Annotated in this window: 21 protein-coding genes and 1 tRNA gene; 9 read left to right on the top strand and 13 right to left on the bottom strand. The window is 70.4% G+C overall.

Annotated features, from left to right (window positions below):
* Nucleotides 1–273 precede the first annotated feature (273 nt).
* The 7 genes from IEY89_RS35105 to IEY89_RS35075 all read right to left on the bottom strand — a co-directional run bounded on the left by IEY89_RS35105 (nucleotide 274) and on the right by IEY89_RS35075 (nucleotide 3,582).
* Complete coding sequence (locus IEY89_RS35105) at nucleotides 274–1,167, bottom strand: RNA polymerase sigma factor SigF (RefSeq protein WP_189151586.1); 894 nt, start codon at nucleotides 1,165–1,167, stop codon at nucleotides 274–276.
* Nucleotides 1,168–1,306: 139 nt separating this feature from the next.
* Nucleotides 1,307–1,600, bottom strand: a complete 294-nt coding sequence (locus IEY89_RS35100; RefSeq protein ID WP_189151585.1) for a Dabb family protein — start codon at nucleotides 1,598–1,600, stop codon at nucleotides 1,307–1,309.
* 36 nt (nucleotides 1,601–1,636) lie between these two features.
* Nucleotides 1,637–1,813 carry a hypothetical protein gene (locus IEY89_RS35095; RefSeq protein ID WP_189151584.1) on the bottom strand — a complete coding sequence of 59 codons (177 nt, stop codon included), beginning with the start codon at nucleotides 1,811–1,813 and terminating at the stop codon, nucleotides 1,637–1,639.
* A 95-nt stretch (nucleotides 1,814–1,908) separates the two neighbouring features.
* A tRNA-Ser gene (locus IEY89_RS35090) sits at nucleotides 1,909–1,993 on the bottom strand.
* Nucleotides 1,994–2,078: 85 nt separating this feature from the next.
* Complete coding sequence (gene tadA, locus IEY89_RS35085; protein WP_229695596.1) at nucleotides 2,079–2,513, bottom strand: tRNA adenosine(34) deaminase TadA; 435 nt, start codon at nucleotides 2,511–2,513, stop codon at nucleotides 2,079–2,081.
* A gap of 62 nt (nucleotides 2,514–2,575) precedes the next feature.
* Entirely contained in the window at nucleotides 2,576–3,133 is a 558-nt protein-coding gene (locus IEY89_RS35080; protein ID WP_189151582.1) for a tRNA adenosine deaminase-associated protein, read from the bottom strand.
* Between the two features lie 263 nt (nucleotides 3,134–3,396).
* A complete protein-coding gene (locus IEY89_RS35075; protein WP_189151581.1) occupies nucleotides 3,397–3,582 on the bottom strand; it encodes a hypothetical protein in 186 nt (61 codons plus the stop codon).
* 155 nt (nucleotides 3,583–3,737) lie between these two features.
* On the opposite strand from IEY89_RS35075, the gene upp reads away from it, so the two are divergent.
* Nucleotides 3,738–4,373 (top strand): uracil phosphoribosyltransferase, encoded by a 636-nt coding sequence (upp, locus tag IEY89_RS35070; protein WP_189151580.1) that lies wholly within the window; start codon nucleotides 3,738–3,740, stop codon nucleotides 4,371–4,373.
* Nucleotides 4,374–4,404: 31 nt separating this feature from the next.
* Here upp and IEY89_RS35065 read toward each other — a convergent pair whose 3' ends face one another.
* Both IEY89_RS35065 and IEY89_RS35060 read right to left on the bottom strand, forming a co-directional pair.
* A complete protein-coding gene (locus IEY89_RS35065) occupies nucleotides 4,405–5,055 on the bottom strand; it encodes a LytR C-terminal domain-containing protein (protein WP_229695595.1) in 651 nt (216 codons plus the stop codon).
* Between the two features lie 101 nt (nucleotides 5,056–5,156).
* On the bottom strand, nucleotides 5,157–5,453 hold the full coding sequence (locus IEY89_RS35060) for a type II toxin-antitoxin system VapB family antitoxin (RefSeq protein WP_006377352.1): 297 nt from the start codon (nucleotides 5,451–5,453) through the stop codon (nucleotides 5,157–5,159).
* A 104-nt stretch (nucleotides 5,454–5,557) separates the two neighbouring features.
* Here IEY89_RS35060 and IEY89_RS35055 point away from each other — a divergent pair, with 104 nt between their 5' ends.
* Nucleotides 5,558–7,240 carry a helicase HerA-like domain-containing protein gene (locus IEY89_RS35055; protein WP_189151579.1) on the top strand — a complete coding sequence of 561 codons (1,683 nt, stop codon included), beginning with the start codon at nucleotides 5,558–5,560 and terminating at the stop codon, nucleotides 7,238–7,240.
* A 28-nt stretch (nucleotides 7,241–7,268) separates the two neighbouring features.
* Here the strand turns inward: IEY89_RS35055 and IEY89_RS41575 are convergent, their stop codons facing one another.
* The 4 genes from IEY89_RS41575 to IEY89_RS35040 form a co-directional block, all read right to left on the bottom strand.
* Complete coding sequence (locus IEY89_RS41575; protein ID WP_268240780.1) at nucleotides 7,269–7,400, bottom strand: hypothetical protein; 132 nt, start codon at nucleotides 7,398–7,400, stop codon at nucleotides 7,269–7,271.
* Between the two features lie 68 nt (nucleotides 7,401–7,468).
* On the bottom strand, nucleotides 7,469–7,801 hold the full coding sequence (locus tag IEY89_RS35050) for a hypothetical protein (protein WP_189151578.1): 333 nt from the start codon (nucleotides 7,799–7,801) through the stop codon (nucleotides 7,469–7,471).
* Nucleotides 7,802–7,894: 93 nt separating this feature from the next.
* Nucleotides 7,895–8,488 carry an HhH-GPD-type base excision DNA repair protein gene (locus IEY89_RS35045; RefSeq protein WP_189151577.1) on the bottom strand — a complete coding sequence of 198 codons (594 nt, stop codon included), beginning with the start codon at nucleotides 8,486–8,488 and terminating at the stop codon, nucleotides 7,895–7,897.
* A 52-nt stretch (nucleotides 8,489–8,540) separates the two neighbouring features.
* Nucleotides 8,541–9,278, bottom strand: a complete 738-nt coding sequence (locus tag IEY89_RS35040; RefSeq protein ID WP_189151576.1) for a siderophore-interacting protein — start codon at nucleotides 9,276–9,278, stop codon at nucleotides 8,541–8,543.
* A gap of 91 nt (nucleotides 9,279–9,369) precedes the next feature.
* Here IEY89_RS35040 and IEY89_RS35035 point away from each other — a divergent pair, with 91 nt between their 5' ends.
* The 7 genes from IEY89_RS35035 (at nucleotide 9,370) to IEY89_RS35005 (ending at nucleotide 20,926) form a co-directional block, all read left to right on the top strand.
* Nucleotides 9,370–12,132 (top strand): GNAT family N-acetyltransferase, encoded by a 2,763-nt coding sequence (locus tag IEY89_RS35035; protein WP_189151575.1) that lies wholly within the window; start codon nucleotides 9,370–9,372, stop codon nucleotides 12,130–12,132.
* Nucleotides 12,129–12,641: a cupin domain-containing protein gene (locus IEY89_RS35030; RefSeq protein ID WP_189151574.1), complete on the top strand. Its 513-nt coding sequence runs from the start codon at nucleotides 12,129–12,131 to the stop codon at nucleotides 12,639–12,641. The genes IEY89_RS35035 and IEY89_RS35030 overlap by 4 nt, the downstream gene beginning before the upstream one ends.
* Complete coding sequence (locus tag IEY89_RS35025; protein WP_189151573.1) at nucleotides 12,638–13,459, top strand: SDR family NAD(P)-dependent oxidoreductase; 822 nt, start codon at nucleotides 12,638–12,640, stop codon at nucleotides 13,457–13,459. The genes IEY89_RS35030 and IEY89_RS35025 overlap by 4 nt, the downstream gene beginning before the upstream one ends.
* Nucleotides 13,460–13,717: 258 nt before the next feature.
* Complete coding sequence (locus IEY89_RS35020; RefSeq protein ID WP_189151597.1) at nucleotides 13,718–15,598, top strand: copper resistance CopC/CopD family protein; 1,881 nt, start codon at nucleotides 13,718–13,720, stop codon at nucleotides 15,596–15,598.
* A 2,141-nt stretch (nucleotides 15,599–17,739) separates the two neighbouring features.
* Nucleotides 17,740–19,050, top strand: a complete 1,311-nt coding sequence (locus IEY89_RS35015; protein WP_189151572.1) for an ABC transporter substrate-binding protein — start codon at nucleotides 17,740–17,742, stop codon at nucleotides 19,048–19,050.
* Entirely contained in the window at nucleotides 19,047–20,045 is a 999-nt protein-coding gene (locus IEY89_RS35010; protein ID WP_189151571.1) for a carbohydrate ABC transporter permease, read from the top strand. Before IEY89_RS35015 ends, IEY89_RS35010 begins: the two co-directional genes overlap by 4 nt.
* Nucleotides 20,042–20,926, top strand: coding sequence for a carbohydrate ABC transporter permease (locus IEY89_RS35005; protein ID WP_189151570.1), 885 nt, complete (start codon nucleotides 20,042–20,044; stop codon nucleotides 20,924–20,926). The genes IEY89_RS35010 and IEY89_RS35005 overlap by 4 nt, the downstream gene beginning before the upstream one ends.
* Nucleotides 20,927–20,930: the final 4 nt, after the last annotated feature.

Below are 20,930 nucleotides of genomic sequence, written 5' to 3'. Positions count from 1 at the left end.
CCTTTGGGTCGCGGACGGTCGCGGCGGTCGTTCCCGATCTGAGGAACGCAGCCTTCACCTGAATACCGGAGCCGAAGCCACGGCAAACGCTCTTCCGGCAGAATGTCACATGTCGGCAACACGCTGTAGTGACATGTCGACATGTGGGACGCGGATACGCGCTGGAAAAAGGGGGTCTGGCGGTTTTTCACCCCAGAAATACAGGGAAGTGCGCCGATGGGTGATTCCCTCTCCCAGGTGACGACTCGCTCCTGTATGCGGTTACGCCCCTGGTTACGCTTCGACGCGGTTCGCGGAGCGCAGCCGCGCGAAGCTACGGGCCAGTAGCCGGGACACGTGCATCTGGGAGACGCCCAGTTCGGCGCTGATCTGCGACTGGGTGAGGTTGCTGTAGTAACGCAGCAGCAGGATGCGCTGTTCGCGTTCCGGGAGCTGGACCAGGAGATGGCGGACCAGGTCGCGGTGCTCCACGCCGTCCAGCGCGGGGTCCTCGAAGCCGAGCCGGTCGACCAGGCCGGGCAGACCGTCGCCCTCCTGGGCGGCTTCCAGCGAGGTCGCGTGGTACGAGCGGCCGGCCTCGATGCAGGACAGCACGTCCTCCTCGCTGATGCGCAGCCGCTCGGCGATCTCGGCGGTCGTGGGGGTGCGCCCGAACGCCGTCGTCAGATCCTCCGTCGCCCCGGTGACCTGCACCCACAGCTCGTGCAGCCGGCGCGGCACGTGGACCGTGCGGACGTTGTCCCGGAAGTACCGCTTGATCTCACCGATGACGGTCGGCATCGCGAACGTCGGGAACTGCACGCCCCGGTCCGGGTCGAACCGGTCGATGGCGTTGATCAGTCCGATGGTGCCGACCTGGACGACGTCCTCCATCGGCTCGTTGCGGGAGCGGAAGCGGGCGGCGGCGTAGCGCACGAGCGGGAGATTCGCCTCGATGAGCGCCCCCCGCACGCGGTTGTGCTCCGGCGTGCCCGGCTCCAGCATCTTGAGCTGGCCGAAGAGCACCTGGGTGAGCGCCCGGGTGTCCGCGCTCCGGCTCCGCTGGGGGGCGGGCTCCTGAGGTGCGGCTTCTTGGGCAGCGGCTTCCTGGGCAGTGGCTTCCTGGGGTGGCGCAGTACTGGCCGACACGGTCAAGGCCACCTCTTCATCGGTCAACTCATCCGTCAAAAGCGGTCATAGCATCACAAGACATGTGCACTGTGTGCAAGCACCCCATAACACCGTGTTGAGGGAGAGTTGGCTCATAAGACGCAAAATGACCCCGCACCGTTCCGGTGCGGGGTCGTCGCCTGTGCGGCCGTACGGCTCAGAACTCGTAGTCGGCGATCACCCAGGTGGCGAACTCGCGCCACGGTCCGGCAGCCGCCTGATGGGCCGGGTGCTCCAGGTACCGCTTCAGCGCATCCGTGTCCTCGACCGCCGAGTTGATCGCGAAGTCATGGGCGATGGGGCGGTCGGTGATGTTCCAGGCGCACTCCCAGAAGCGGAGTTCGTCGATCTGGCCGGGCAGGGCACGGAAGGCTTCGACACCGGCCACGACCCGTGGTTCGTCGCGCTGGACGCCCTCGTTGAGCTTGAAGAGGACCAGATGGCGGATCACATGTACTCCCCGGCTGCTGCTTGGGCTGGCTGGCTGCTACTGGGCGCCGTCGGCGATCCAGGTCATGAAGTCGCCTATGGCGCTGGCCGCGTTCGAGATTCCTTCGAACGCTACCCCGACGTAGTCGGCCGCCCCCCTGGGGTCCGTGATGATCACGTACGCCACGAAGACCACGAGTGCATAGACGGCAATTTTCTTCGCGTTCACCGCCACGGCGGCCTCCCCCTCAGACCCGACCAGACCCGACCGCACGACACCCGACCGATGTCGCACGAAAGGCCCCGCCGTCCGGCGAGGCCCTTCTACAGCGGTAGCGGAGGGATTTGAACCCTCGGTGACTTGCGCCACACTCGCTTTCGAGGCGAGCTCCTTCGGCCGCTCGGACACGCTACCGAGGGAGACCTTACAGCAAGGTGCGGCGAGGTCCGAAATCCGATTTCGTCGGCCCCCGGCGGTGCGTGGGCCGGTGTGTCAGCGGTCAGCGCTCGTGACGGAAGAAGGTGGTGAGGAGGTCGGCGCAGTCGTCCGCGAGGACGCCGCCGATCACCTCGGGGCGGTGGTTGAGGCGGCGGTCGCGTACGAGGTCCCAGAGGGAGCCGGCCGCGCCCGCCTTCTCGTCGCGGGCGCCGTAGACGACCCGGTCGATCCGCGACTGCACGAGGGCGCCCGCGCACATCGTGCAGGGCTCCAGCGTCACGACGAGCGTGCAGCCGGTGAGCCGCCACTCTCCGACCTCCGCCGCGGCCCGCCGGAGCGCGAGGACCTCCGCGTGTGCGGTCGGATCGCCCGTCGCCTCGCGCTCGTTGTGCCCGGTCGCGAGCACCGTCGTACCGTCGGCGGCCAGGACGACGGCGCCGACGGGGACGTCACCGCCCAGAGCGGCCCGCCCTGCCTCGGCCATGGCGAGCCGCATCGCGGCCCGCCATGGCTCACGCACGGGGTCGGGCGCTCCCTCGCCGGTCAGGTCCTCTTCGCTCAGCGCACCGCCTCCAGGACCACCGACGCTCCCAGGGCCTCGGCGATCGCGCCCAGCGCGTCGTCGGCGTCCAGGGCGCGCAGTTGCTTCTCGCCGACGCCGAGGTCGTCGAGGATCACCGGGTCCCCCACGGGGCCGTGGGGCACCGCGTCGACGGGGGCGATGGTCTCGTCGTCGTCGGTGGAGTCGGAGTCGATGTCCGGATCGGCGTCCGACTCCCCGTCCTCGGTGCCGTCGAGGTCGAGGGCGTCGAGATCCGGTTCGTCGGTGTCCGGATCACGGCCGAGCAGCTCGGCCGTGAGCAGGATCTCACCGTACGAACTACGGGAAGCGGCGGCGGCGTCCGAGACGTAGATCCGGGGATCGTCCTCGCCGTCGATGCGGACGACGCCGAACCAGGCGTCCTCCTGCTCGATGAGCACCAGCACCGTGTCGTCCTCGGAGGAGGCTTCACGGGCCAGTTCGGCCAGGTCCGACAGGGTTTCCACATCGTCGAGCTCTGTGTCGCTCGCTTCCCACCCGTCTTCGGTGCGCGCGAGCAGTGCGGCGAAGTACACCGTGACTCTCCCACTGTTCCTAGGCGTGCCGGTTGGGGGTCCCCCCGGCGGAGGTTACGGGCGGGGAAGGCTGTGTGCCGAGCCCCACCCACTCGGAATCGTGGCAGAAACGGAGCGTTCAGGGGACGTCTTCGCCACCCTGTGTCCGGCTCTTTTGATCGGTTGTCGGTCGAGCCCTTCAGCAGCGCTCTCGTTGCCGCCACCAGCGGATCGTAACCGGCTTCCCTCACCGCCCCCGCACGGCTACCCCCTCAACGCGCTTACTACCAGCGGAACGTACGCATGCGCATGGCGTGGCGGAGGCGGGCGGTCTTGGCGCGGCGGGGCTGGACACGGTCGCGCAACTCGCGGGCCTCGGTCAGCTCGCGCAGGAAGACGGCCCGGCGCCGACGCCGTTCGGCCTCGGTCTCCGAGGCCTTCCGGTCGCGGTCGGGTTCCTGGTCAGGCATGGGCAGACACCCCCAATCCGTCATTCCACCTTCCCTCCGTCGGGCGGTTTGATGCCAGCGGAAGGGTGAGGGGGGAGTGGAGCCGCTGTACGGGAAAGCGGAACCGCTGTATGGAGGGCGGGCCGCTGTACGGGACCACGGCTACTGTTAGGGACATGCGTCTCCACGTCGTCGACCACCCTCTGGTCGCCCACAAGCTCACCACGTTGCGCGACCGGCGCACCGACTCCGCGACCTTCCGCCGTCTCGCCGACGAGCTGGTCACCCTGCTCGCCTACGAGGCCACGCGCGACGTGCGTACCGAACAGGTCGACATCACGACGCCGGTCGCCTCGACCACGGGCGTCAAGCTGTCCTACCCGCGCCCGCTGGTGGTGCCGATCCTGCGGGCCGGTCTCGGCATGCTGGACGGCATGGTCCGGCTGCTGCCGACCGCCGAGGTGGGCTTCATGGGCATGGTGCGCGACGAGGAGACGCTCCAGGCGTCCACGTACGCGACCCGCATGCCCGAGGACCTCTCCGGGCGCCAGGTGTACGTCCTCGACCCGATGCTGGCCACCGGCGGCACCCTGGTCGCGGCGATCCAGGAGCTCATCAAGCGCGGCGCCGACGATGTGACGGCCGTGGTCCTCCTGGCCGCCCCGGAGGGCGTCGAGGTCATGGAACGCGAGCTGGCGGGCACCCCGGTCACCGTCGTGACGGCCTCGATCGACGAGCGCCTGAACGAGCACGGCTACATCGTCCCGGGCCTCGGGGACGCGGGCGACCGGCTGTACGGCGCGGCCGAGTAGTACGGGCTGGGAGTACGGAGTACTACGAGGCTCAGCAGCTCTTCGGGGTGCTGGAGGGCGTCGGCGCGGGACCGGTCAGTGCGGCCAGGGCCTGGTCGGCGTCCTTCTTGCTGGTCAGGGCCGTGAACTTGGTGCCGATGAGCAGGTCGACCTCGGTGGCCGACGCGCGGGCGTCGGTCTTCACCTGGGCGCCCGCGAGCTGGGTGCCGAGCACGGGGAGGGCGGCCTGGGCTGCCGACTGCGCGCCCAGCACCACTCCGGGCCCGGCGATCTTCTTGTCGTAGGCCTTGGGCGCGTTGCCGACGTCGCCGATACGGAAACCGCGCTTCCGCAGCTCGTCGGCGGCCTGCTTGGCCAGTCCGCTGCGGGGCGTGGCGTTCAGGACGTTGACGGTGATCCCGCCGGGCTTGGGCAGGGCTCTGGGAGCCGTCGGCGCAGTCGCCGTCGGAGTCGCCTTGGTGGCGCAGTCCGCCTTGGGTCCCGCGGCCGTTGCCTTGCTGCCGCCGCCGGTGAAGACGTCGATGAGCTGCAAGGTGCCCCAGCCGATCAGGCCGAGGGCGGCGACGGAGGCCACGAGTCCGAGCACGAACCTGCGGCGCCCCCGGGGTCGGCGCATCCGCGGGTACTTGTCCCCCGTGATGCGGTACTGGCCGCCCATTCCGGGGGGAGTCAGCATGCTCATGGGCGCAGCGTAGTGCGCCTGGGCACCGATGCCTACTAAATGATCATTGACCCGGCCGCAGTACTACCCGAAAGGGCCAATAAGCGTCGCGAGAACGGCCGTCAGTCCATTTCGAGGACGCGGGCGTGCAGTACCTGCCGTTGCTGGAGGGCCGCCCTGACCGCGCGGTGCAGACCGTCCTCCAGATACAGGTCGCCCTGCCACTTCACGACATGCGCGAAGAGGTCGCCGTAGAACGTCGAGTCCTCGGCGAGCAGGGTTTCCAGGTCGAGCTGGCCCTTGGTCGTCACGAGCTGATCGAGGCGGACCGGGCGCGGCGCGACGTCCGCCCACTGCCGGGTGCTTTCCCGGCCGTGGTCGGGGTACGGCCGGCCGTTTCCGATGCGCTTGAAGATCACACGGAAAGCCTACCGGTCCAGACGTTCCGGGCGCAGCCATGGAGACGGAGTGCGACGCTGGAAAAGGTGCCGTAAAGCGGGGCAAACCGGAAGAGGGGCCCGACATGAGCGACAGCGAGACCGTGCCATCGGCCACCACGGAGGCCGTCCCGGAGCCCTTGCCGCCGGCAAACGCACCCGACTCACCACCCCGTGCGCCCGGGAGCGCTCCCGCGCTCCCCCAGCCGGCCCTGGAGATCGCCGCCGGGTACGCCTTCACCGGCCCAGCGCTCGATCTGGGCGCCCTGCTGTGGGACGGGACGTGCCTCCCGGACGCCCAGATCCGCATCCCGCTGCCCATGCTCAACCGGCACGGTCTGGTCGCGGGGGCCACCGGCACCGGCAAGACCAAGACGCTGCAGCTGATCGCCGAACAGCTCAGTGCCCAAGGTGTGCCCGTTTTCCTGGCCGACGTGAAGGGTGACGTCTCCGGGATCTCCGCGCCGGGGACGACGAACGACCGGGTCGCGTCCCGTGCCGCCGAGGTGCACCAGCGCTGGACGGCGACCGGCTTCCCCGCCGAGTTCTACGCCCTGGGCGGTATCGGCCACGGCATCCCGGTGCGGGCCACGATCACCAGCTTCGGCCCGGTGCTGCTGTCCAAGGTGCTCCAGCTCAACCAGACCCAGGAGCAGTCGCTCGGTCTGGTCTTCCACTACGCCGACCAGAAGGGGCTGGAACTGGTCGACCTGAAGGACCTGCGGGCCGTCGTCGCCTTCCTCACCTCCGACGAGGGCAAGGAGGAGCTGAAGGGCATCGGCGGACTCTCGACGGCCACGGCCGGGGTGATCCTGCGGTCCCTCACCGCCTTCGAGGCGCAGGGCATGGCGGACTTCTTCGGCGAACCGGACTTCGACACGGCCGAGCTGCTGCGTACGGCGTCGGACGGCCGGGGCATGGTCTCGGTGCTCGAACTGCCCGCCGTACAGGACCGGCCGCAGCTGTTCTCCACCTTCCTGATGTGGCTGCTGGCCGACCTCTTCCACGGCCTCCCGGAGGTCGGCGACTCCGACAAACCCAAGCTCGTCTTCTTCTTCGACGAGGCGCATCTGCTCTTCAACGACGCGTCGAAGGCCTTCCTGGACTCGATCACCCAGACCGTCCGCCTCATTCGCTCGAAGGCGGTGGGCATCTTCTTCGTGACGCAGACGCCGAAGGACGTCCCCGCCGACGTCCTCGCCCAGCTCGGCAACCGCGTCCAGCACGCGCTGCGCGCCTTCACCCCGGACGACCAGAAGGCCCTCAGGGCCACGGTGAAGACCTTCCCGAACTCGGCGTACGACCTGGAGGAACTGCTCACCGGCCTCGGCACGGGCGAGGCGGTGGTCACCGTCCTGAGCGAGAAGGGCGCCCCGACACCCGTCGCCGCGACCCGCCTGCGTGCCCCCGAGTCCCTGATGGGCCCGGTCGACGCGGCGGTCCTCGACCAGGCGGTCAGGGCCTCGCAGCTCCACGGCCGTTACGCACAGGCTGTGGACAGGGAGTCGGCCTACGAGAGACTGACGGCGGCGAAGCCCTCCGGCGGTGCCAAGGGCCCGGACGAGATGAAGCCCGCCGGGCCGAAGGCGTCCAAGGAGGCAAGGGAGAGCAGCGAGACCAGGGAATCCAGGGAGTCCGAGGAGGACCCTTCCGTGGTGGAACAGGTGGTGGGGAGCGCCATGTTCACGTCGCTGGCCCGGTCCCTCGGCACCCAGATCGGCCGGGAGATCACCCGCTCCCTCTTCGGTACGGCACGGCGGAGGCGGTAGCCACCGGGGCCCCGCCCCCGCCGCCCGGTCAGCGGCCCGGCTCCTTCGGGGGCCGCTGCGGCTGGGCTTCCTTCACTCGGGGTACCTGGGGTTTCGGTGCGTTGCGTGCGGCCTCGGCGCGCAGCAGGGCGCGCAGAACCGCGTAGGGGTCGATCGCCATGTCGGTGTTCCTTGTCCCGTGTGGCGTACTGGGCGTACTGACTGATGGACCGGGGGAGCCCGGTCCTGTCAGCAGCGCAGGACCACCGAGCGCAGGGCGAGCGTGGGGCGCGGAGGTACGGGGAGCGGGTGGGTCGCCTTCGCCACCGGGTGCCGCACGGACGGCGGGCGGGGCACGGGCCGCAGGGGTACGACGGGACGGTGGCCGTGCCGGGCCGGTGGGCGCAGGGCGGTGTCGTGGACGTCGTACTCGGCGGCCGTACCCCCCGGAACGACCGACTCGGCAGCTCCGCAGTGCGCCGTGCCCGGCACGAGCAGGGCGAGCAGCAGGACGAGTACCCGGAGCCAGGCAGCAGGGCGCGCGGCGTACGAGGTGTACGGGGTGCGCGCGGCGGGGCTCATGCAAGGTCATCTCCCCGCGACCCGCCCAAGGCTGATCACTCCGGCCGGAGATCCGCCCGCTCGGCCTACCGGCGGGCCCGGCGCGGGCGGCGCCTACTCGCCTGAGGCCTTCGCGGCCTTCGCCGCCGCCTTCATCTCCTGCTTGTGGGCCCGGACCTTGGTCAGGGACTCGGGGCCGGTGATGTCGGCGACCGAACGGAAGGACCTCGGTTCGCCGTACGCGCCGGCGGCCTCGCGCCAGCCCTCGGGCTGGACGCCGAGCTGCTTGCCGAGGAGGGCCAGGAAGATCTGGGCCTTCTGTTTGCCGAAGCCGGGCAGGCCGGTGAGGCGCTTCAGCAGTTCCTGGCCGGTCGCCGCGTCCCGCCAGACTCCCTCGGCGTCTCCCCCGTGGTGCTCGACGAGGTACTGGCAGAGCTGCTGGATGCGCTTGGCCATCGAGCCCGGGTAGCGGTGGACGGCCGGCTTGTCGGAGAGGAGCGCGGCGAAGGCCTCGGGGTCGTACGCCGCGATCTCGTGCGCGTCGAGATCGTCGGCGCCGAGGCGCTGGGCGATGGTCGCCGGCCCCTTGAACGCCCACTCCATCGGAACCTGCTGGTCGAGCAGCATTCCGGTCAGCGCGGCGAGCGGACTGCGGCCGAGGAGCGCGTCGGCCTCGGGGTCCTGGGCGAGGTGGAGAGTGACGTCCATGGATCGATCATGCCTCGGTCGGCGCCTGGTTGCCCGATCGCCCGGCCGCCGACTACGGCTGCCAGTACCCGAGCCCGTGCACCCGTTGCTTCGGCAGCCCCGCCTCCTTGCGGAAGTAGCTGGTCAGGGAGCAGGTCGTGGCCGTGTCGCAGGCTATCCAGACGTACGGGTCGGAGGTGTGCCTCAGGAGGTCGGGGAAGGCGGAGCGGACCTCGGCGACCAGGTGGGCGCCCGCGTCCCGGCGGGGGACCGGGCGGAGGTCGTGGTGGTCGGGGGTGGTGCGGAAGGGGTAGCCGTCGGTGCCGTGGTCCGACTCGAACCAGATCGTCGCCGGGGCCGAACCCAGCGCGTCCAGGAGGGAGTTGAGCGCGGGCAGTGATGCCGGGTCGCCGATCGCGAAGACGTGCGAGGGCTCCGGCCGGGGCCGCGTGAAGCCGGTTCCCTGGACCGTCGCCTCGATGGTGTCCCCGGGCTTCGCCGCCCGCGCCCAGTCGCTGGCGCATCCGTCGTGGAGCGCGAACTCAAGGCCGAAGGTGCCCGCCTCGGGGTCCGGGTCGACCAGCGTGTACGCCCGCTGGTGCGGCTTGCCCGCGTTGTCGAACCACAGCCGGACCCACATCGTGGGGTGGACGCCGGTGGCCGAAAGCATGCCCCCGTCGGTGAGGTGGAGGCGCCGGTAGTGCGGGGTGACGTCCTCGGCGTCCGTCACGGTGAACACGAAGTCCTTGCCCCGGAAAAGCTTGAGGACAGCGCCCTCCCAGCCGCGTCCCTGCCCCTGCCCCTGCGCCATGGCTTCTTCACCTCTCACGTACGATTCCCACAAGTTTTACTTAGGTAAGGCTAACCTAAAGAACAGTTTCGGACCCCGTGAGGATACAGATATGGCCACCGAGATCTACCGCGACGCCTGGGGGATCCCGCATCTGCGAGCGGGCGACGCGTGCGAACTCGCCCGTGGCCAGGGTCGTGTCACCGCCCTCGACCGTGCGTGGCAACTGGAGGTCGAGCGCCACCGCGCCCAGGGCACCTCGGCCGCGTTCCTCGGCGCCGAGGCGGTCGGCTGGGACGTGTTCGCCCGACGCGCCCGCCTCGACGACACCGCCCGACGCTGCTACACCACCCTGGAGAGCCGGGACCCGGAAACCGCCGCCTGGGTACGGGCGTACGTGGAAGGTGTCAACGAGGGGTTGGCGCAAGGGGCCGCCACCGCACCCGAGTTCGCCGCGACCGGGCTCGCCCCCGGCCGCTGGGAGCCCTGGACCCCGCTCGGTGTCTGGCTCGCCACGCACATCCTGTTCGCCGGTTTCCCGTCCAAGCTCTGGCGTGAACAGGTCGCGGCGCATCTCGGCCCCGACGCCATCGCCCTGTTCGCCACCGACGGGCCCGGCACCTCCGGCAGCAACGGCTGGCTGGTGAGCGGCGAACGCTCGGTCACCGGGCTCCCGTTGATCGCGGGTGACCCGCACCGCTACATCGAGGCTCCCGGCGTCTATCAGCAAGTCCGGCTGTCCTGCCCCGAGTTCGACGTCATCGGGCTGGCCGTCCCGGGCGTTCCCGGCATCGCCCACTTCGGACACACCGGCACGGTCGCCTGGGCCATCACCAACGCCATGGCCGACTACCAGGACCTCTACGAGGAGCGGATTCGCCGTACGGGGACTTCCTTCACGGGTGCGGGAGTCGAGGTCCTCGATCCCGACGGGGAGTGGCGGTCGGCCGACGCGCACATGGAGGTCGTCGAGGTCGCGGGCGGGGAGCCGGTCGAGGTGGAGGTGATCGAGACCGGGCGGGGGGTGGTCGTGATCGGCCCCGGCGAGAGTGCGGGTGAGGGTGAGTTGGGTGAGGGCTTGGAGGTGGGCGCAGGTGATCATGCGGAAACGATTAGTCTGCGCTATCCGCCCCGCGTCACCGGCGACCTCGGCTTCTCCGCCCTCCTCCCCCTGCTCCGGGCCCGCCGCGTCGCCGATGTCGACCGTGCCGTCGACCTGTGGGCCGAGCCCGTCAACGTCGTCCAGGCCGCCGACACCGAGGGCGGGCTGCTGCACCGGGTCGCGGGCCACGTCCCCGTCCGGGCCGAGGCCAACCGGGCCCGGCTCGTGCGGGCCTGGGAGCCCGGTCACGCATGGCACGGCCGGCACGAGACCCCGTACGGCACCGTCGACGACGGCCTCGCCGTCATGGCCAACCAGCGCGGCCCCGCGACCCCCCTCGGCGTCGAGTTCGCGCCGCCGCACCGGGCGAACCGGATCCGCGCCCTGCTGGAGGAGAGGGACCGGTGGTCGGCGGCCGACCTGCCCGCCCTCCACATGGACACCCACCTCGCCTCCGCCGCCCCGCTCCTCGACCTCCTCGCGACCCTCGACGGCCTCACCTCCGAGGAGGCCGCCCTCCGCGACCGGCTCCTGCGCTGGGACCGCCGGATGGACGCCGACAGCACGGAGGCGGCGTCGTACGCGGCCCTGCGCTCCGCCGTCGTACGCCGCCTCGCCGCCCACCCCGCCTTCGCGGCACTGGCCGTCCCGCCCGCGTACCCGGAGGTCTTCCTCCCCTGGCTCGCCCTGCTCCCCCGGATCGCCTTCGCGCTCGAAGGGCTCCTGAAGGCACGGGAGTTGTACGGGATCGAGCGCGCCGCCGTCGTCAGGGAAGCCGTCGCGGAAGTCGCCGCGGGGGCGCTGTCCGTGACCTGGGGCGAACGTCACCGGCTGGTCCCCTGGCGGGCTCTCGGCGACAGCGACGGCGACGGCAATGGCAGCGGCAATGGCAGCGGCGCCGACGCCGAAACCGGGCTCTCCGGCGACCACGACTGCGTGCTCTGCACGTCCTCCGTCCCTGGGCTCACCGACCTCAGCGCACGTGGACCCGCCGCCCGGTACGTCTGGGATCTGGCCCGGCGTGAGGACAGCCTCTGGGTGGTGCCCTTCGGGGCCTCCGGGGTGCCGGGCTCCGTCCACCACCGCGATCAACTCCCCCTGTGGACAAGGGGGGACCTCGTCCCGGTCGTCACCGACTGGGCGCGGCTGACGCGGGAGTACCCGCCGGGGCCGACGTACGAGGCCCGTGCCGCCGTGCACGAGCAGGTGGCCGACGGGTTCGGGACCGTGCGCGTGCTGCGGCTCGACCCCGTCGCCGACGCCGGTGTCGTGCACGGGTGGGTGAGCGAGCCGCGGGCCGGGTTCTGGGGCATGAACGGGCTCAGCGAGGAGCAGGTCGGTGAGATCTACGGCCACTTGGACACCCTCGACACCCATCACGCCTACCTGCTCGTGCAGAACGGCACGGCGGTCGGGCTCCTCCAGACGTACGAGCCCGAGGCCGACCGGGTGGGCGAGTGCTACACCGTCGAGCCCGGCGACATCGGCGTCCATCTGCTGCTCGCGCCCGCCGGGGTGGAGGGCGGGCGGCCGGGGTGGTCGGCCGCGCTGATGGCGGTGCTGGCGGAGTTCGTGCTGGTCGGGCTCGGGCGGCGGCGGGTCGTGGTCGATCCCGATGTGGGCAACGAGAAGGCCGTCGCCCGCTTTCTGCGGCAGGGGTTCGTGGCCGGGCCCGTCGTCGTCCTGCCCGAGATCGACCTGCCCGACGTGTATCTGCCGGAGAAGCGCGCCCAACTGGCCTTTCTTACCCGCGAGGTAGCTTTTCCCGGGTGACCCCGACCTCAGGACATCCGACAGGACATCCGACGCCCGCCGACCTGATCGCCCACTACGGGCTGGAGCCGATCCCGCGTGAGGGCGGGCTGTTCCGGCGTACCTGGGCGGGGCCCGAGCGGGCCGACGGGCGGCCGGAGGGCACGGCGATCGTCGCGCTGCTGACCTCCGAGCCCGGCGACTTCTCCGCGCTGCACCGGCTGCCGTCGGACGAGATCTGGCATTTCCACCTCGGCGATCCGCTGGAACTGCTGCTCCTCGCCCCGGACGGCACCTCCCGGACCGCCCTCCTCGGGCCCGGGCTCCTGCACGGGCAGGAGCCGCAGCTCACCGTTCCCGCCGGGACCTGGATGGGCGCGCGGGTCGTCGAGGGCGGCGCGTGGACGTTCTTCGGGTGCACGATGGCGCCCGGGTTCACGTACGGAGGGTATGAGCACGGCGACGCCGTCGAACTGGCCGCGCGTTATCCGGCCGAGGCGGGCCGTATCGAGGCACTGTGTCGCCCATGAGGCCATCCGGAAGTTCCGTGAGTTCCGTGAGTTCTGCGAGTCTTCTTGCCGGTCAGGTCGCCCTTGTCACCGGGGCCGGTGGCGGGATCGGGCGCGGGATCGCGTCGCGGTTCGCGGCGGAGGGGGCCGCCGTCGCCGTGCACTGCCGGACGTCGGACGAGGGCGCCCGGGACGTGGCCGCGCGGATCGAGGAGTCGGGCGGCCGGGCCGTCGTCCTGCGGGGCGATCTCACCGTCGAGGACGAGTGCCGGCGCGTGGTGCGCGAGGCCGCCGAGTGGGGTGGCGGGCGGCTGGACGCGCTGGTCAACAACGCGGGTGTGCAGCCCGTCCAGGAGCTGGCCCGGATGACGGCCGCGGACTGGCGGGCGGTCGTCGACACGAACCTCCTCAGCGTCTTCGCCTGTACGCAGGCCGCTGCGGAGGTCATGCGGGAGCAGCAGGGCCCGGGTGACTGCGGGGGCGGTGGCAGTGTCACGCACATCGCGTCCATCGAGGCCGCGCACCCGGCGCCCGGTCACGCGCACTACAGCGCCTCGAAGGCGGCGGTCGTGACGCACGCCCGGTCGGCGGCACTGGAGTACGGGCCCTACGGCATCCGCGTCAACACCGTCTCGCCCGGCCTCGTCGACCGGGACGGGCTGGCGGACGACTGGCCGGAAGGGGTGCGGCGATGGCAACGGGCGGCGCCCGTAGGGAGGTTGGGGCGGCCCGAGGACATCGGCGACGCGTGCGTGTTCCTCGCCTCCCGGCTGGCGTGCTGGGTCAGCGGGCACGACCTGGTCGTGGACGGCGGGATGTCCGCCCGTCCCACGTGGTGAAGACCACGGCGAATCCGGTTCCGGCGGGGTGAGTGGGGCGTCAGGATCGTCCGTACGTATACGAGAGCCGAAAAGTCCCGAAGACGGAGAAGGTACGTGGGCCGACTACGGAACGAAGGGCGCGACCAGCGACGAGCCGCAGGAGGCGGGCGCACGGGGACCGGCGGGCGGAAGGGCGTGCGGAACGTCCGGGGAACGAGGAACGTCCGGGGAGTACGGAACGTCCGGGCAGTTCAGCGGCTGGCGCTGCTGGGCACCATGCTCATCCTGTTCCTCCTCGTCGGCGGGGCGGGCACCGCGTCCGCGCACGCCGCTCTCCGCGACACCGACCCCCGGGACGGAAGCGTCCTCAAGTCCGCGCCCCGACAGGTCACCCTGACCTTCACCGAGTCCGTCGCCCTCCTCGACGACTCCTTCCGCCTCTTCGACCCCGACAGCCGGCGCGTGAGCACCGGCGAGGCCGAACATGTGGACGGGCGTTCCGACGCGGTGCGCGTCAGCCTGCCGGGGGGCCTCGGCGAGGGCACGTTCACCGTTGCCTGGCGGGTCGTCTCGGCGGACAGCCATCCCATCTCGGGCGCCTTCACCTTCTCCATCGGCACACCCTCCGCGACCCCGGCCACCATCGACACCGGCTCCACCGAGAACGCGGCCACCACCGCCCTCTACGACATCGCCCGCTACCTGGCGTACGCGGCTCTGGCGCTACTCGTCGGCACCGTCGTCTTCGTTCTCCTCTGTCGCCCGCCCGGCACGGACCCCCTGCGCCGGCTGGTGCTGACGGGCTGGTGGGCGCTCCTGGTGTCCACCGTCGCCCTGCTCCTGCTGCGCGGCCCGTACGAGGCGGGCACCGCCCCCGCCGGCGTCTTCGACCTGTCGACCCTGGAACGGACCGTGAGCGGCAGGCCCGGCCTGGCACTCCTGGCCCGGCTCGCTCTGCTGGCCGTGACGGCCGTACTGCTGACCGTGGTCGCACGTCGACGCCGACGCGCCGACAAAGCCACGGGCGACCCCGCGCAACCGGTCCTCCTCGCCGCCGGGGGCGCGCTCGCCCTCGGTCTCACGCTGACGTGGGCCGCCGCCGAGCACGCCTCGGCCGGTATCCAGGTGCCGGTGGCGATGGCGTCCTCGGTGCTGCATCTGCTCGCCATGTCCGCCTGGCTGGGCGGCCTCGCGGCCCTGCTCACCCTGCTCCAGGCGGAAGAGCCGCTCCCGGTGTCAACCGTCACCCGCTTCTCCCGGTTGGCCTTCGCCTCCGTGGCCGTCCTGACCGTCACCGGCGTCTACCAGTCCTGGCGCGGCCTCGGCTCCTGGGACGCGATCACCGGTACGTCGTACGGCCGCATCCTGATCGCCAAGGTGTGCGCGGTGGCGCTGCTGCTGGTGGCGGCCGGGTTCTCGCGCCGGTGGACGCTCCGGCTGCTGGTACCGGAGACGGCGGAGGCGAAGGTCGCGGAACGGGTGCCCGAGACGGTCGGCGGTCCGGCGACGCGGCCCGCCGAGAGCGACGGCGAAGCTTCCGGCGGCGACGTTTCCGGCAGCGCTGTTTCCGACGACGACAGGCCCGACGACCACACACCCAACGACCACACACCCGGCGACGACACCTCGCCCGACGACGTCTCGGACAACGTATGTGCCTTCCACCGGCGGCGGCTCCGCCGTTCCGTGCTGGCCGAAGTGGCGGTCGGGATCGCGGTGCTGGTGATCACGACCGTCCTGACGACCACCCTGCCGGGACGGGCAGCCGCCGAGGCGGCCGAGGCCGCCAAGGACGCGCCCGTACCCGGGGTGATCGGCGCGTCCACGACCACGATCCCCTTCGACGTCGGTACGCCCGGCGGCCACGGCAAGGTGCAGGTCACCCTGGAACCCGGCCGGGTCGGCGAGAACAGCGTGCAGGCCGTCGTGTTCGGCCCTGATGACGGCTTCGCGATCGTCCCGGAACTCCGCCTCTCCTTCTCCCTCCCCAGCAAGGACATCGGCCCGCTCAACGCCGAAGTCACCGACCTGGGCGGCTACTGGGGCACCAACAACCTCAACCTGCCGATCCCCGGCACCTGGACGATGAAGGTCACGGTCCGGACGTCGGACGTGGACCAGGTGAGTGTGTCGCGAAAGGTGCGGATCGGCGGCTGAGTCGGGCTGAGCCAGGGTTCGGCGAAGAAGTTCACCGGGGCGTCGGACTCCTGCTGCAACAGGGTGCGCAGGGTGAAGAGGTCGCGGTCGTCGTCGCCGGTGGGGTCCGGGAGGTGGTCGCCGTAGCCGGCCAGGAGGTCCTCCCTCTCCGCGGGAGCCCTCGCTGCCAGCTGCTCCACCAGGAGCACGAGGAACTGGAACTGCGCCCAGCGGTAGTTGAGGAAGTCCTGACCGCCGTTGATGAATCCGGTGAGCGCGGCGTCGAGTCTGGCCGGTATGGAGATGTCCCGACGGGCCCAGGAGAGGACCTCGTTCAGGATCTCCCGCTTCCTCGGGACGCCGATCTGCTCGGGCTTCAGCGGTACGAGGTTCACATAGAGGAGTTCGGCGGCGAGGATGATGGTCGCGTGGGGTGCTCCGGCCAACTGCCGTTCCAGTTTCACCAGGAAGGTGCCGGCGGCCTGGTCCGGCCGGTCGACGAACCTGCGCCGTAGGTCGACTGCCGTGTCGTACGTCCAGATCTTCGGGCCCGGGACGAAGGCGGAGGCGCCACTGCTCAGCCCGTCCCGCAGGACGCGCTGCACCGCCCCGACCGCAGGAGCCCGCTCAACTGCCGGGTCGTATAGGCGCGTTCGTGTCCCACGCTGCTCGATCACGGCATGCGCGACCAGCAGGGCGACCGCGAGGACGAAGCCGCCGGGGACGTGCTCGGCGAGCAGACGGCCAAGCAGGGGGCTCTCGTCGTAGGGGAGTGGACGTCGCCCCTGCCCAGGGGGAAGGGGGAACAGGACCACGTGCTCGACGAAGGCGTGAGGGTCGCCAGGGAGACCGGTACGACGGCTGCCGCGGACGTCAGGAGGGCGGTAACGGTAGCCCGTACGGCCGTACGGTGGCCCGCCGTGAAGGCGATCAGGGCGAGACCGACCGGGAGGAGGGGCCAGGCGGTCCACTTCAGGCCCGCGGCGGAGCCCACCACCAGCCCGGCCGCGACTCCGGCCCCGGCCCGACTCCGGCCCGGCCCCGGCTCCGAAGCCGGAAACCGACCCGGGCCGCCGACATGACTCCCAGGCACACCAGCCCGGTCACCGGCAGGTCCATCCCGCCCACGGCCAGGGGCACAGCCGAGGGGCCGTGAACGGGGCCAGTGGGGTCCGCCCAGGAGTGCGTGGGGGAGGACGAAGAGGGCCATGCCGGGCAGGTACGGGAGTAGGCGCCCACGGTGGCGGGGGTGGGGCTCGTAGGGGCCCACGGTGGCGGGGTGGGGCTCGTAAGGGCTTCCCGTGTGCAGCAGCAGCGCGCCCGAGCGTTCGACGACCCCGACCCGACCCCGACCCGACCTCGGACTGGGCTCCGACCGCAACCGCAACCGCAACCGCAACCGCAACCCCGGCCGCGACCTCGACCCCGGACTGGGCTCCGACCGACCCCGGCCTCGGACTGGGCTCCGACCCCGACCCCGACCCCGACCCCGGACTGGGCCCCGGCCGAGCACGATCAGCCGGGCCAGGCGGAGCAGTACCGCGCCGACGGTGGCCGTGCGCAGCGCTGCCGTGTTCTCCCAGGGGTGTGGGGCCCGGGCGGCCAGGATCGCCGCCGTGCCTTAGCCGGGGGCCGCGCAGGCCGGCAGGTGGACGACGTCCCAGCGGACCGGTGCTCGGGGGCGGTGTCCGGGGTGGGGGCCCGGTGGCGGGCCTTCCGGTCGCCGGGGGTGGCGTGGCGGTGGGCGTGCTGGGCATGGGTGGGCTCCTGTCGGCTCCGGCTGACGGTGCGGTGATCGGCCGACGGGTCACCTGACGGGTCGCCCGACGTGATCGTCACCAATGTCCCTCCCGGGCCGGTCCGCCCGCCTCGGCTGAAAGGCCGGCGATTGTCGGCCGGCGGGGCGCGGCCCTCGGCCGAACGGCCGAGGGAGGGTTCGCGTCGCCTGTTTGCCATCTATCTGTTAGCAAAGCTTCACGTTCACATGTCCATCACGTTTCAGGAACGGCGGACGCCAGGTCTTGACGCGCAGCCGGGCATGGGGCTCTTATTGCCGCCACGATGTTCGGTCAAGTTGATTTCTGGTCGATTTAGATCAGCATGGACCAAGCGTAGTCGTGACCTTGCTCCCCTTTTCGGGGGGTCTGTCCTCAGGAGCCGTCATGCACCACACACCCTCCGGCCTGTTCGTCCCCGGTCCGAGCCGCCGCACCCTCCTGCGCGGCATCGGCGGCGCGGCGGCTCTCGGCGCGGCCGTTCCGCTGCTGAGCGCCTGCGGCGACAGCGACTCGGGGACCGACGCGAAGACCGTCACCCTCGGCTCGAACTCGTCGGACGCCGTCCCGAAGAAGGCCTTCGCCGAGATCTACGCGGCGTTCACGAAGAAGACCGGCATCAAGGTCGACGTGAACACCAAGGACCACAACACGTTCCAGGAGCAGATCAACTCCTACCTCCAGGGCACCCCGGACGACGTGTTCACCTGGTTCGCCGGCTACCGCATGCAGTTCTTCGCCGGCAAGGGCCTGGCCAGCCCGATCGACGACGTGTGGCAGAAGATCGGGAGCAACTTCCCCGACGCGATGAAGCAGCTCAGCAAGGGCGCGGACGGCAAGTACTACTTCGTGCCGCTGTACACGTACCCCTGGGCGATGTTCTACCGGAAGAGCGTCTTCAAGGAGCACGGCTACGAAGTGCCCACCACCTGGGCGCAGTTCATCGCCCTGTGCAAGCAGATGCAGAAGGACGGCCTGGTCCCGATCGCCTTCGGCGACAAGGACGCCTGGCCCGCGCTCGGCACCTTCGACCAGATCAACTTCCGTACCAACGGCTACGACTTCCACGTCGAGCTGATGGCCGGAAAGGCATCCTGGACCGACGCGAAGGTTCGCGCCACGTTCGACAACTGGGCCGAAATTCTCCCCTATCACCAGGAGGGATCGACCGGCCGTACCTGGCAGGACGCGGCCCAGACCCTCGTCTCGAAGAAGGCCGGCATGTATCTGCTGGGCACCTTCGTGGGCCAGCAGTTCACGAACGCGACCGACCTCGCGGACCTCGACTTCTTCGCCTTCCCGGAGATCGACCCGTCCTACGGTCAGGACACGGTCGAGGCGCCGACCGACGGCTTCATGCTCAGCAAGTCCCCGAAGAACAAGGCCGGTTCCGTCCAGCTGCTCGAGTTCCTGGGCACGCCGGAGGCCGAGCAGATCTACCTCAAGGCCGACCCGAACGTCGTCGCCGCCTCCACCACCGCCGACACCTCCTCGTACAGCGCCCTGCAGAAGAAGGCGTACGAGATGATCAGCGGCGCGAAGAACCTCACCCAGTTCATGGACCGCGACAGCCGCCCCGACTTCACCTCCACGGTGATGCAGCCCGCGCTGCAGAAGTTCATCCGCGATCCCAAGGGCATCGACAGTCTGCTCTCGTCCATCGAGCGCCAGAAGAAGACGATCTTCGCCTCGTCATGAGCGCCTTCGATTCGATCCCCGTCGTCCCGGGGGCGGCCGACACGCCGCCCCCGGGCGGTACCGGCACGCCCTCCTCCCCGCAGAGCCGCAAGCCGGCCTCGGGCCACCGCCGGCTGCTGACCCGCCGGGACAGGGTCGCCCTGGGTTTCATGGCGGGCCTGCCGACGTTCCTGCACCTCGCCCTCGTGTGGGTGACGGCCTTCGCCTCGATCGCGCTGGCCTTCACCACCTGGGACGGCATCGGCTTCGGCTCCATCGAGTGGGTCGGGCTCCAGAACTTCCGTGACCTCTTCGCCGACAACCCGCAGTTCTGGCCGGCCGTCCAGCACAACGTCATCTGGTTCGTCGTACTCATCGCGATCCCGACCCCGCTGGGCCTGTTCCTGGCCGTGCAGCTGGACAAGAACATCCGCTTCAGCCGGGTCTACCAGACGGCGTTCTTCCTGCCGGTCGTCGTGTCGATGGCCGTCATCGGCTTCGTCTGGCAGCTGGTCTACAACCCGGACACGGGCCTGATCAACAGCCTGATCGGCGCCAACAAGCCCGGCCACTACATCGACTGGATCGGCGACCCGGACCTCAACCTCTGGGCCGTCCTCGTCGCCGCCTCCTGGCGGCACACCGGCTACATGATGATCCTCTACCTGGCCGGTCTGAAGGGTGTGGACCCGTCCCTGCGCGAGGCGTCCTCGCTCGACGGCGCCAACGAGTGGCAGACGTTCAAGAACGTCATCTTCCCGACCCTGCGGCCCACCAACACGATCGTCCTGGTCGTCACGATCATCGAATCGCTGCGCGCCTTCGACCTCGTGTACGTCTTCAACGGCGGCGCCCAGGGCACCGAACTCCTGTCGATCCTGGTCACGAACAACATCATCGGCGAGTCCAGCCGCATCGGATACGGCTCCGCGATCGCCGTCGTCCTGCTGGTGATCTCGCTCGTCGTGATCATCCCGTACCTGATCAGCACCTTCCGGAAGGAGCGGCGGGCATGAGCGCCTCCATGTCGTTGAAACAGCGCGCCCCCGTCCGGCCCGGCCGCGTGCTGCTGCACGTGTTCCTCGTCGTCATGTCCCTGGCCTGGCTCGCGCCGCTGCTCTGGGCGATCTACGCGGCGCTGCGCCCGTACTCAGAGACCAGCACCAAGGGCTATGTCTCCTGGCCCGACAAGCTGAGCTTCGCCAACTTCACGAACGCGTACCAGCAGTCGGACATGACGCACTACTTCGTCAACACGCTGATCATCGCCGTCCCGGCGGTGCTGCTGACGCTGTTCCTGTCGTCGATGGTCGCCTTCTACGTCAGCCGCTTCGACTTCCGCGTCAACCTGTTCCTGCTGCTCGTCTTCACGGCCGGCAACCTGCTCCCGCAGCAGGTCATCATCACCCCGCTGTACCGCATGTACCTGCTCATCGATCTGCCGGGGATCACCGAGTCCGGCAAGCTGTACGACTCCGCGCTCGGCCTGGTCCTCATCCACATCGCGTTCCAGTCGGGCTTCTGCGCGTTCGTGCTCGCCAACTACATGCGGATGCTCCCCCACGAGCTGACCGAGGCCGCGCTCGTCGACGGCGCGTCGGTGTGGCGGATGTACTGGCAGATCGTGCTGCCGCTGTGCAGGCCCGCGATGGCGGCCCTGGCCACCCTGCTGTCCATCTGGATCTACAACGACTTCTTCTGGGCCCTCGTCCTGATCTCCACCGGCGAGAACATGCCGATCACCTCGGCCCTCAACAACCTCTCCGGCCAGTACTTCACCGACCCCAACCTGGTCGCGGCGGGTGCGCTGCTGACCGCGATCCCCACCCTGATCGTGTACTTCGCGCTGCAGCGCCAGTTCGTCAGCGGTCTGACCCTGGGTGCCAACAAGGGCTGACGGC

Source organism: Streptomyces lacrimifluminis (assembly GCF_014646095.1).
In the GTDB taxonomy this organism is placed as follows: Bacteria; Actinomycetota; Actinomycetes; order Streptomycetales; family Streptomycetaceae; genus Streptomyces; species Streptomyces lacrimifluminis.
The sequence above is the reverse complement of the archived record's forward strand: the minus strand, read 5'-3'. Positions and strand labels throughout refer to the sequence as shown.

Excerpts from the sequence above, each read along its gene's own strand:
- tadA (WP_229695596.1), bottom strand. The coding sequence starts at position 2,513 with ATGCGGCTCGCCATGGCCGAGGCAGGGCGGGCCGCTCTGGGCGGTGAC.
- IEY89_RS35075 (WP_189151581.1), bottom strand. The coding sequence starts at position 3,582 with ATGCCTGACCAGGAACCCGACCGCGACCGGAAGGCCTCGGAGACCGAG.
- upp (WP_189151580.1), top strand. The coding sequence starts at position 3,738 with ATGCGTCTCCACGTCGTCGACCACCCTCTGGTCGCCCACAAGCTCACC.
- IEY89_RS35065 (WP_229695595.1), bottom strand. The coding sequence starts at position 5,055 with ATGAGCATGCTGACTCCCCCCGGAATGGGCGGCCAGTACCGCATCACG.
- IEY89_RS35055 (WP_189151579.1), top strand. The coding sequence starts at position 5,558 with ATGAGCGACAGCGAGACCGTGCCATCGGCCACCACGGAGGCCGTCCCG.
- IEY89_RS41575 (WP_268240780.1), bottom strand. The coding sequence starts at position 7,400 with ATGGCGATCGACCCCTACGCGGTTCTGCGCGCCCTGCTGCGCGCCGAG.
- IEY89_RS35050 (WP_189151578.1), bottom strand. The coding sequence starts at position 7,801 with ATGAGCCCCGCCGCGCGCACCCCGTACACCTCGTACGCCGCGCGCCCT.
- IEY89_RS35045 (WP_189151577.1), bottom strand. The coding sequence starts at position 8,488 with ATGGACGTCACTCTCCACCTCGCCCAGGACCCCGAGGCCGACGCGCTC.
- IEY89_RS35040 (WP_189151576.1), bottom strand. The coding sequence starts at position 9,278 with ATGGCGCAGGGGCAGGGGCAGGGACGCGGCTGGGAGGGCGCTGTCCTC.
- IEY89_RS35035 (WP_189151575.1), top strand. The coding sequence starts at position 9,370 with ATGGCCACCGAGATCTACCGCGACGCCTGGGGGATCCCGCATCTGCGA.
- IEY89_RS35025 (WP_189151573.1), top strand. The coding sequence starts at position 12,638 with ATGAGGCCATCCGGAAGTTCCGTGAGTTCCGTGAGTTCTGCGAGTCTT.
- IEY89_RS35020 (WP_189151597.1), top strand. The coding sequence starts at position 13,718 with ATGCTCATCCTGTTCCTCCTCGTCGGCGGGGCGGGCACCGCGTCCGCG.
- IEY89_RS35015 (WP_189151572.1), top strand. The coding sequence starts at position 17,740 with ATGCACCACACACCCTCCGGCCTGTTCGTCCCCGGTCCGAGCCGCCGC.
- IEY89_RS35010 (WP_189151571.1), top strand. The coding sequence starts at position 19,047 with ATGAGCGCCTTCGATTCGATCCCCGTCGTCCCGGGGGCGGCCGACACG.
- IEY89_RS35005 (WP_189151570.1), top strand. The coding sequence starts at position 20,042 with ATGAGCGCCTCCATGTCGTTGAAACAGCGCGCCCCCGTCCGGCCCGGC.